10 protein-coding genes and 1 rRNA gene are annotated in these 10,969 nt (G+C 36.8%); all 11 read left to right on the forward strand.

Features of this window, described 5'->3' with window-relative positions:
- Window positions 1–95, forward strand: a 5S ribosomal RNA gene (rrf, locus tag NYQ66_RS00230); the annotation flags it as partial.
- A 314-nt stretch (window positions 96–409) separates the two neighbouring features.
- Complete coding sequence (locus NYQ66_RS00235) at window positions 410–1,465, forward strand: LCP family protein (protein ID WP_259865543.1); 1,056 nt, start codon at window positions 410–412, stop codon at window positions 1,463–1,465.
- Window positions 1,466–1,579: 114 nt separating this feature from the next.
- A complete protein-coding gene (locus NYQ66_RS00240; RefSeq protein ID WP_259865552.1) occupies window positions 1,580–2,107 on the forward strand; it encodes a GNAT family N-acetyltransferase in 528 nt (175 codons plus the stop codon).
- Window positions 2,108–2,272: 165 nt separating this feature from the next.
- Window positions 2,273–2,575: a hypothetical protein gene (locus NYQ66_RS00245; RefSeq protein ID WP_259865561.1), complete on the forward strand. Its 303-nt coding sequence runs from the start codon at window positions 2,273–2,275 to the stop codon at window positions 2,573–2,575.
- Between the two features lie 71 nt (window positions 2,576–2,646).
- Window positions 2,647–3,051 (forward strand): gamma-glutamylcyclotransferase family protein, encoded by a 405-nt coding sequence (locus tag NYQ66_RS00250; protein WP_259865571.1) that lies wholly within the window; start codon window positions 2,647–2,649, stop codon window positions 3,049–3,051.
- A gap of 243 nt (window positions 3,052–3,294) precedes the next feature.
- Window positions 3,295–5,694, forward strand: coding sequence for a DUF7408 domain-containing protein (locus NYQ66_RS00255; protein WP_259865581.1), 2,400 nt, complete (start codon window positions 3,295–3,297; stop codon window positions 5,692–5,694).
- Window positions 5,694–6,626 (forward strand): ABC transporter ATP-binding protein, encoded by a 933-nt coding sequence (locus NYQ66_RS00260; RefSeq protein WP_259865584.1) that lies wholly within the window; start codon window positions 5,694–5,696, stop codon window positions 6,624–6,626. The genes NYQ66_RS00255 and NYQ66_RS00260 overlap by 1 nt, the downstream gene beginning before the upstream one ends.
- Complete coding sequence (locus tag NYQ66_RS00265) at window positions 6,626–7,498, forward strand: ABC transporter permease (RefSeq protein WP_259865588.1); 873 nt, start codon at window positions 6,626–6,628, stop codon at window positions 7,496–7,498. Before NYQ66_RS00260 ends, NYQ66_RS00265 begins: the two co-directional genes overlap by 1 nt.
- 3 nt (window positions 7,499–7,501) lie before the next feature.
- Entirely contained in the window at window positions 7,502–9,091 is a 1,590-nt protein-coding gene (locus NYQ66_RS00270) for a hypothetical protein (RefSeq protein ID WP_259865598.1), read from the forward strand.
- Window positions 9,088–10,080 carry an AAA family ATPase gene (locus tag NYQ66_RS00275; protein ID WP_259865607.1) on the forward strand — a complete coding sequence of 331 codons (993 nt, stop codon included), beginning with the start codon at window positions 9,088–9,090 and terminating at the stop codon, window positions 10,078–10,080. Before NYQ66_RS00270 ends, NYQ66_RS00275 begins: the two co-directional genes overlap by 4 nt.
- Window positions 10,081–10,084: 4 nt before the next feature.
- Window positions 10,085–10,966, forward strand: a complete 882-nt coding sequence (locus NYQ66_RS00280; RefSeq protein WP_259865610.1) for a DUF58 domain-containing protein — start codon at window positions 10,085–10,087, stop codon at window positions 10,964–10,966.
- Window positions 10,967–10,969: the final 3 nt, after the last annotated feature.

The following is a 10,969-nucleotide window of genomic DNA, read 5'->3' on the forward strand; positions in this document are numbered from 1 at the left end:
GTCACACCTGTTCCCATGCCGAACACAGCAGTTAAGCTCTTCAGCGCCGATGGTAGTTGGGGCATTGCCCCTGTGAGAGTAGGACGTCGCTAGGCGAAATGAAACCTTTAAGAAATTAACTTCTTAAGGGTTTTTTATTTTGGCTAAATAATTCTTTGTAAAAGGTTTCATGAGATGAATTTATTTTATAAAATTTAGCATAAAATTATATGCAGGTGTTAGGGTATTACTAGAAAACGATTTAGATGAGTAATTGATGTGTTAAAAATTGAAAAATCTATTAGAAATGACTTAAATATGTTAGGATATAGAAACGAGCGAAATATTAAAATCAGTGAGAGCCCTTTCTATTAATGGAAAAGGGAGAATGCTATGTAAGAATAGAGAAATGATTAAGTGAGGGTAAAATATGGATGAATATAGAATGGAACGACGAAATCAAAAAAAATCGAAAGTGAAAAAACGGATTTTATATACGGTTCTATTAATTATAGTAATTTTTTTGGGGATTGGAGTTTACCTGTTTACGCATGGATACAACGCGGTACAAAATTCTTATGAGGACTTAGATCGTAAAGATAATAAATCAGATTTAAGAGAAGAAGCCATCACAATTGGTGACGATCCTTTGTCTATCCTACTTATTGGTGTGGAAGATTATTCAACAGGTGGAGAAAATGGGCGTGCTGATACGCAAATTGTTGTTACATTAAATCCAAAAACAAATAAGATGACAATGACCTCTGTTCCACGAGATACAAGGGTCGAACTTACTGCAGAAGAAGCTACTGATGCTTATGCAGGCTCGCATAAAATAAATGCAGCATACACATTTGGTTCGATTTCGGGATATGGTGCAAATAAATTAACAGTTGAAAAAGTTGAGGATTTACTTGGTATTCCTATCGATGAGTATATAACGGTGAACTTTGACGGATTTAGAGAAATAGTAGATGCTCTAGGTGGGGTTACTATAGATATAAAAGAGGGTTTCTGGGAAGAAAATATTTATGATAACAACAATAGGATTACTTTTGAATCAGGACCTGCAAAGTTAAACGGTGAGGAAGCACTAGCGTTTGTACGGATGAGAAAAAGAGATGTGAATACCGTTTACCCACGTGATGAAAGACAGCGACAGTTTATTCAGGCCACCATTGACCAAGCAATTTCCGCAGGTACTATTTTCAAAGTTGGGGAAATATCTAACATCATAGGTGCAAATGTTACTACAAGTTTAACCGCCTCTGAAATATTTGCTTTACAAAAAATGTATTCATCTATGGATGCATCTTCGATTGAAACGATAGAAATTGAAGGATCTGATCAAAGAGTTGACGGAATATGGTATTTTATACCTGCCGAGAACGGGATAGAAAATGCGTCATTGCAATTAAAGGAGAATTTGGGCTTAGATAAGCCAAATGCAGAGCAAAATACAGATGAGAGTACAATAACGGAATAATCAGAGTTTCGTAACACAGGTGGCAATCTTTTGTCGCCTGTTTTTTTTATAATAAATTGCCCCGTAGGTAAGGTTATGGTAAAATAGGAAAAATTTAATAATGGAGGGAAAGAAGTGGAAGATGAAGTTGTACTTAGTAAACCTCGTATAGACTTAGAAGAAGAGTATCTCTCCTTTTATTATGAATGGTTAGCTAGTGAAGAGGAGATGATCCCATGGGTAATTGAAAAGGATCCTAGTAATTTTGATGCGATGATTCAGTTTCTTACAGACCATATGAATGGCATAAATCTCCCTTCAGGATGGGTCCCTGACTCCACTTATTGGCTAATCAACAAGAAAAATAGAATTCTAGGTGTTGTAAATATCCGTCATCAATTGACGCCATTCTTATTATATAATGGAGGGCATATCGGTTACGGTATTCGTCCATCTGAGCGCCAAAAAGGACATGCCACAAAACTATTGAATTGTGCATTAGAAAAGGCAAAAGAACTAGGTATTTCGAAAGCGTTGGTCGTTTGTGATGAATCAAATACTGGCTCATATAAAACTATTGTGAAAAACGGTGGAATAGAAGACGAAGATTATGTTGAAGAAAATGGTAATGTTATTAAAAGGTTCTGGATTGATCTTTATTAATAAAGAGGTGTTTTCTTATGATAATTATAAAAATGTAGCCAACATACATGAAAATAATAAGGTATTTCAATCAAACTGATGTTAAACTAAAAGAAAACAGTATGAATGAAGTTGAACGAACATAGTATTACATGTTAGAAATTAGATTAAAAGGAGCGAAATACGTTGTTTCTTCAAGAAGTGTCAAATATGAAGGTGTTTAGTCAGCTTTCTCTAAAGCATGTGGAAGATCGATTAATTATTACTGCAGAATTTCCAAAAGCCTTTCTTAGGCAAAATAGACTACAACAACCATTTTTATATGTGAGTTTATATGTTCGTGGTGGAGCGATTATTAAAATAATTGATGAAGGTACGGCTGAACTGTATTCTCCTTCAAAAAAAGAGTTTGCTCCAGAGACATATAAACAGATCATCCAATTTGCAATGGAACACGCTCCACAATTTAAGAATAAGGCCAAGAAATAGTATGTATGACTAAGTGTTTGAAATAGCTTAGTCTTTTTTTATATCTAAAATAAAGAAGTGGAGGAGTGAAATTGAACAAGCATCTCGTATTCGTATATGGTACGTTACGCGCTAATCAGGGAAATCATCATTTTTTAAGGACTGCATCGATTATTGCACAGCATAGTTGGACAACTGGAAAGCTCTATAACGTTGGTTGTGGTTATCCTGCTATGACATTAGAGCATGGCAGTAAGGTTTATGGTGAATTATATAAAGTATCGGATGAAGTCTTAGTTCAACTAGACATGCTAGAAGACTATCAAAAAGACAATCTCGAAAATGGTTTATATGATCGGACCGTCCGTACTGTTTATACAAATGATCAAGTACATGATGCGATCCTCTACTTTTTTACAATGGAGCAAGTGAAATTTTTGCGTCAGATTAAAAGTGGTGATTGGGTAGCAGATCAATCCAAAGGGCATAGACTATGAAACTGTAAGCTATGTTCAACTTAATATAGAATTAATACTAACGGCTAGTAAGGCCGTTTTTTTGTTTTAATATCTCTAATAGTGACCAATTAAATACGTACTCTTAGAAAATAAAAAAAATCGCTTGTTGATCCAAACTCTACTTAAACACTATGTTACAATTTTAATGGATTTACATAAATTAGAAACTTTTTAATAATTTGTATCGTCATTAATTAGAGAGGAATAAAAGGGGGCAGCACGTTGAAAAGGAATCGTTTTTATATCATCATTTTTTCACTATTGGTTTCGCTTTTTACATTTTCTATATCTGAAGTTGTAATGGCAGATGAAGAAAACAGACTTGATATTCAAGTCGAGGCAGGTATTGATGGAAAAGCAAAAAACGAACAAGGCTATCCAGTTACGTTAACAGTTACAAATCCTGGGGATGACTTTTCTGGTGATTTGTTAATAACTATTCCGAAAGATCATCAATCGTATGGGAATAAAGTAATTCCTATTGATATTGCTTCTGGTACAACAAAGCAAATTCACTTTTCTGTACCAGGTATGATGGGAATGGATATTTTTAGACAAAATCCTAATCAATTTAACCAAGAGCAGTTCTTTCTTTATGAAGGTGATTGGCAAGACGGACAGGAAGTGCCAATCGATTCTAGTTTAGAGTTAGCGCCAACCTATGTCCAACATAATCAAGTGGTGATTGGAGCTCTAACGGAGCAACCAGACCGTTTGAATTATTTAAAGTTGACAACACTCCGAGGGGATAGTCCTGAACTATTGGTCCTTCAGGAAGAAGATGTTCCATCAGAAGCAATGGGGTTAGATTTGTTGGATATAATCATTATTAATGATTATGCAGTGACACAATTACCTGAAGAAAAACAAGAAACAATTAAAAATTGGGTGCGAGATGGTGGAGTTCTTGTTATTGGAAGTGAACTTGATTTAAACCAACAATTAGGTTCGCTCGCTGATTTGGCGCCGCTAGCCATAACAGGTAAGGAAACAGTTGAGACAATAAATACATTTAATCAACTTACAGAGGAACAGGTCTTCGATATACAACAATTTGAGTTATTTACAGGAGAGTTAAGTGACGTAGCTTCTATTACCTATAATGAAAATGACATTCCTTTACTCGTGAGTCAGGCTGCTGGTAAAGGGACCGTGGTCCAGCTTAGTTACGACTTAAGTCATCCAGCATTTGCAAACTTTGAAAAAGGGAATAACAAGATCTGGCAATCAATTGTTAGTCATTTGAAAAGTTTTGGTTCACAACAACAGGGTTATTATTATGGAGATAATTTAATTAGTTTGTCCGAGACTTTTTCTACATTGGCTAATTTTAAAGTGACAACGCTTATTATTCTATTTGTAATTTATCTCGTTTTACTTGTTCCAGTCTTATACTTTGTCTTGAAAAGAATGGATAAACGAGAATGGGCATGGGTGGCAATACCTGCATTTGCAATTATATCAAGTATTGCTTTATACACTACAGGGGCGAAAGACCGCCTTGGTGAAATTCAAACAAATATGGTATCAATTATTGCTGTAAATGAACAGGGAGTCGGTAGTGGAAAAGGGTCTGTTTCATTTCTATCGAAGCAATCGGGGAATTACATACTTAGTGTAGATCAAGCTTTAAATCCCTTTCCTGCAGAAGGTAATTTCTATGGTGGAGAAGTAGCACAAGAGGACATCCCAGTAATATATACGAATACCGACAAGCAACACGTACGGTTTTTAGATGTAGAGTTTTGGTCTCCTAGGAGTGCAGAAATAGACATGCCATATAAAGAATATGGCAAGTTTGATACCACTTTAACCTACACAGACGAAGAGTTAAATGGAGAGGTAACAAATGATTTTGGCCATGATTTTGACGAATTATACCTCATTACCGGACAACGATTCGAAGCGTTAGGTGCACTTAAGGTAGGAGAAACAAGAGAAATAACAATGAAAGCCTCAAATAGTCGATTGTTTACGTCGCCAATGCAAGGAGTTGGCCATCAAATCTTTGGACAACAAAACCCTGGCCAAATGGATCAGGAGAAAGAACGTAAAGCACAAATGCTAAATAATGCGATCAGGGAAGAACTTTTTACGCGTGATGACACGCCAGTTCTTGTTGGATTTACACATGCAGAATTAACTACCTCACAAGTAAATGATAAAACTACTGATCAAACTAGTTTGCATCTTTTCACGCAGCCAGTACAAGTTGAATTACCAGATAATAGTGTTTCTCTATCCACAGAAATAAACGTACCTGAAATAGCTGTGGTAGAAGGAATGATTCACTATAATGGTTTATTGGAAGGAGAACGTTTCTTTGATGGGGAACCTGGTTTGTATGAGCTAATCTATCAGATTCCAACTGCTTTAGTTGAGAAGTCATTTCAAGCAAACGAAATGAGTTTTAGAATCACTGATATTCCTGGAACATCCTATTCTATATTAAATAGTAAAACCGGTGAATATGAAGCCATTACAAGTACCAATGTTTCTTTTAATCAAGATGTCGATACAAACTATATAAACGACAATGCAATTATTTTCCAGGTGAATACAGAAATGAATGGTGGATCTGTAGAAGTACCAAATGTCTTCCTTGAAGGAGTGACCAATTAATGATAGAAATAATAAATCTTACTAAAAAATATGGGTCTTTTACAGCTCTGAACAATTTAAATCTTACGATTGAAAAAGGTTCTGTGTTTGGGTTTGTTGGTCCAAATGGTGCAGGTAAAACAACAACATTTTCCATACTAGCAACTTTGTTGGCTCCTACAAGCGGGACGGCATATGTAAATGGGTATGATGTAACAAAAGATCCAAAACAAGTACGTAAGCATATTGGGTATATGCCAGATTTTTTTGGGGTGTACGATCAATTTAAAGTACATGAATACTTAGATTTTTATGGTGCTAGTTATGGTGTTCCGAGTAAGGAACGGCAAGCTATTATTCCACAACTTTTAGAGCTAGTTAACTTAACTGATAAAAAAGATAGTTATGTAGATCTTCTGTCACGAGGGATGAAGCAACGACTTTGCTTAGCAAGATCACTCATTCATGATCCAGAGGTACTTATATTAGATGAACCAGCATCAGGTCTCGATCCTCGTGCACGTATCGAAATGAGAGGGATCTTACAAGAGTTAAAAAATATGGAAAAAACGATCATCATTTCGTCGCATATTTTACCTGAGCTATCGGAAATGTGTGATTACTTAGGCATCATCGAACATGGAAATCTAATCGCTAGTGGAAATGTTAATCAGATCCAAAGTCAGCTACAAGCAAATAAAATACTGTTTGTTTCCGTAAAACAGGACATAGATAATGCAATCGCCTTTTTTGAAAATGATTTAAATGTGCAGTTGGTCGAGAGAGATGATAAAGATGAGCAGCTCCTCCATGTATCTTACGAGGGTTCTGATGATGATCAGGTCCAATTACTAAAAAAGGCTATTACAAAAGATATTCCGATTTTAACCTTCTCACAAAAACAGAGTAATTTAGAAGATATATTTATGGAAATTACAAAGGGGGAGGAATAATGGAACGTTTCTTCACACTATTTATTAACCCGGTATTAAATAAAGAAATTAAATTACGATTTCGCTCTTTTAAAAGCTTTTTAGGGATCTTTTTTTACCTAGCAATTTGTGGATTAGTAAGCTTAGCTTTTATTTATATAGAATCGACCTTTGGGTATGGTGGATTTAATGCTACGGATAGCAGGAATTTATTTATGGTACTTGCAATTGGTCAATTAGGGTTAGTCACATTTATGACACCTGGTTTGACGGCGGGTGCCATCAGTGGGGAAAGGGAAATGCAAACGTTAAATATTTTACTAACAACGCAGCAATCATCGACTTCTATTGTACTTAGTAAGCTTTTCTCGTCTTTGGCGTTTCTAGTACTGATGTTGTTTGCATCACTACCGCTTTATAGTATCGTTTTCCTATATGGTGGTGTTTCTCCAAGCATGGTAGTGATAACGTTTGGCTTCCAGCTATTATCGATGTTTACAATTGGTAGCTTAGGAGTTATGTTCTCAACTATTATCCGTAAAACAATGATTGCAACAATCACTACTTATGCGATGATGCTTTTCTTTTTAGTTGGTACATTGATTTTGTTTGTAATCTCACTAAGGTTTTCAATGGCATATAATCCTGGATCGGTTTCTGGAGGTAATGAATATTTACCATATTTATTTATCATGTTAAATCCAATTGTTACATTGTTTACGATCTATGAACCTTCAGCCTTTAGCTATGAGTTGCAAGCGACTGGAATAGAATGGCCACTTTGGTCAGGATTTGTGATATCGTATTTTCTAATTGCAATAGTCGCACTTATCATTAGTATTCGACGTCTACGTCCATCAATGAAAGTAAAAACAAGAAAAAAGAAGGAATAACTTATGAATCAGCAAAATCAATTTTTTCGTTTGTTACACGAAGTAAAGAAAAAGTTATGGATCAAAGAGGCCATTCAGATCTTCTATTTGGCCTTGATCACTTTTTCTGTCGTGACTTGTCTTTGGTTGATAGCAAGTAGGTTCCTCTACATTCTGTTTCTTGAAGAGAAAATACTGATTAGTATATGCATCGTGTTTATTGTGTTTTTCATTTATTTCTTTCTCAGAAGACCAAATGATCTGGCAGCAGCAAAAGCCTTTGACAAGCATCAATTAGAAGACCGTGTAGTTACGGCGATGGACTTTTTTGATGACCCGTCGGAAATTGCTGCTATGCAAAGAAATGATACATTGATCAAAATGAAAGAAATACTCCCTACTATTAAAGCACAGAAATTAAAGTGGTTTGATTGGAAAAAGACAACAATTACATTTTGCATTAGTTTCATCGGCATACTGAGTATCATGTTTCCAAATGATGTGATGTTAACTGCAAGGGATATGGAAAAGGAAAGATCAATTGTAAAAGAACAAAAGGAAAAAATGGAAGAATTGGCAAAAAACCTCGACGAGAACACTAATGAAGAAGTGAAAAAGGAATTAGAGAAATTAGCAAATGAGATAAAACAAGAGAAAGATCCTTCTGAAGTTCAAGAAGATATTTTACGTGCAGAAAAAAAGTTACATGAATTAAAAGAACAAGCAGAAAAGAGTGAAAAGATACTAAATGATATAAGCGAACAGTTAAAGGCACCCAATTTAGAAAAACTAGCTGAATCTTTAGATCAGAATAATCAGTCCCAAATGGAAAATCAAATGGCTGCATTGTTAAATGAACTCGATGAACTTAGTGAAGAAGAATTACAAGCACTTCAAAACCAGTTACAAAAAGCAGCAGAACAATTAGGTATAGCTCAAGCCCAAGATAAAGCGATGTCAAAAGAAGAATTACAAGCGATGCTTGAAGGCATGGAGGAACAGTTAAAAAAATTAATGGATGTAGCTGGTGAACAATCGCAGTTAGCAGATGCCCAAAAAAATGTACAGGAATTAGCGCAACAACTAAACGATCAAATGCAAACTGCAGGTTTGGGCGGTACACCAGGGTCGTTAGCATTCTCGGGTAGCAACCCTTCATCAGGTCAATCTTCCGGAAGTAATGGCCAAAGCGGTGCAAGTAGTGAAGAAGGTTCCGAATCTAGCAATGGATCAGGTAGTGGATCAGGATCTGGCAGTGGATCAGGGTCAGGAAGCGGCTCAGGTTCTGGTAGCAATGGGTCTGGTTCAGGTATAGGTAATGGAGCGGGCCAAGGTGCTGGTAATAGAGAGTTTACAATACCACAAGAGATAACAAGTGGAGAAAATCAAGAAGTGGATCAAGGCCCATTAGGTGAAGGCTCGAGCGAACAACAAGTGTCTCCTAATGCACCGATCATGCCAGGAGAAGTTCGCTCCTACGAAGAAGTATATCAAGCATACGAAAATACCTATCGACAGGCGTTGGAACGTAATGATTATCCAACTCATTTACAGTCAATTATTCGAGAATATTTCAGTGAGATTGAACCAGGGGAAGGAGCAAATGGACCGTGACAAATATTGAGGAGAAATCACTTCTAGAGGTAAAGGAAAAAATAATAGCAGTCAAAGAAGAAATAGGGAAGTTTATCGTAGGGCAAGACGAAGTAGTGGCTCATCTTCTTTTGGGGATTTTTGCACAGGGGCATGTGCTACTCGAAGGACTCCCAGGTCTTGGTAAAACCATACTTGTACGAAAAATAGCAGAAGTAATGGATTTGCGCTTTTCGCGTGTCCAATTTACTCCAGACTTAATGCCTTCCGATATCACTGGTACGAACATGATACAGCCCAATGAAGCGGGTGGACAATCATTTGTTTTCCATGAAGGTCCTCTATTTTCAAATATTGTTCTAGCAGATGAAATAAACCGTGCAACACCCAAAACGCAGAGTGCTTTATTGGAAGCGATGGGAGAACGAACAGTTACTGTGATGGGGGAGATGCGTCATTTGCCTGCACCATTCTTTGTTTTAGCAACACAAAACCCAATCGAGCTAGAAGGAACTTATCCATTACCAGAAGCACAAATGGACCGTTTTATAATGAAGATTGATGTTGCTTATCCCACTCGTGATGAATTGAAAGAAATTGCAAGACGGACAACAAGTCCGAAATTGCAAGGATTAGAACAACTTGTGGATGCTAATTTTGTTGTTTCTGTTCAGGAACTGGCGAAGCATATACTTGTCGCGGATCAAGTGTTGGATTATGCAGTGAACGTGATTATGGCAAGTCATCCTGAAGAGCCAAACACGTCAGAACAAGTGAAAAAGTATATTCGGTATGGCTCTGGACCAAGGGGATTACAAAGTCTTATTGCCATTGCAAAGGTCCAAGCATTGTTTAATGGGCGCTTTAATGTTTCCATCGGTGATATTAAGAAAGTTGCGTTTCCAGTACTTCGTCACCGGTTATTTTTGAATTTCGAAGGAGAAGCAGCTGCTATTCATACGGACGATTTAATTCGAGAAATATTAGATTCATTAGAAGAAAGGGTGTGAGCAAGTGGATACGCTCTTATCACCAATTCTCACAAAAAGATTAGCCAACTTTAAGATCACGTCGAAAAAACAAGTGCGTGGTGGACATAAGGGAGAGCGTAGGTCAAAACGACTTGGATCTTCTTTAGAATTTTCTGATTTCCGACTATATCATCCTGGTGATGACCTCAGACAAATTGACTGGAACACGGTTGCTAGAACAGGAAAATATTATATTAAACAGTTTATGGACGAACAGGAGCTTGCTATCACAATTCACATGGATTGTACGAAGTCAATGGGAATTAACGAAGGTAAATGGCTTCGTGCAAAACAACTTGCGGCTACATTTAGCTTCCTTTCATTAGCTAACGCCGATCGTGTAGAAATTGTTCCTTTAGCTTCTCCAACACGTAGACTTCCATCTACAAAAGGAAAAGCGATGGTTAATCGAGCGTTATCCTTCATCGAAGGTATAGCTTTAGCAACGGATGATCAAACATTTGGTGAAAGTCTTATCCAAAAGTCGAAACAAGGAAGGCTTGGAGGATGCCAGATTATCATAAGTGATTTCTTAGAGGATCCAACTGACTTGTTTCATGCAATTAAACAAATGCAAGCGAAACACCAACAAGTGTTACTGGTACAAGTTGTGCTACCAGAAGAACAGGACCCTGATTACCTTGGTGATCTGAAGCTAATTGATATAGAATCCTCTGGTGTGCGGGAAGTCTCTATGTCTCCGAGAGTTGTACAAAATTATAAGCAACTCTTTGAGGCACATATACAAAGACTACAATCCTTTTGCAATCCTCGGGGGATAGATTTTATTCAATCTCCTACATCAGTTAGCTTAGAAAGAATGATTTTTTCTACACTGATGGGCAAGGGTTGGATCGGGAGGTGATAA

It is taken from the genome of Aquibacillus koreensis, from assembly GCF_025154055.1.
Taxonomy (GTDB): domain Bacteria; phylum Bacillota; class Bacilli; order Bacillales; family Amphibacillaceae; genus Aquibacillus_C; species Aquibacillus_C koreensis.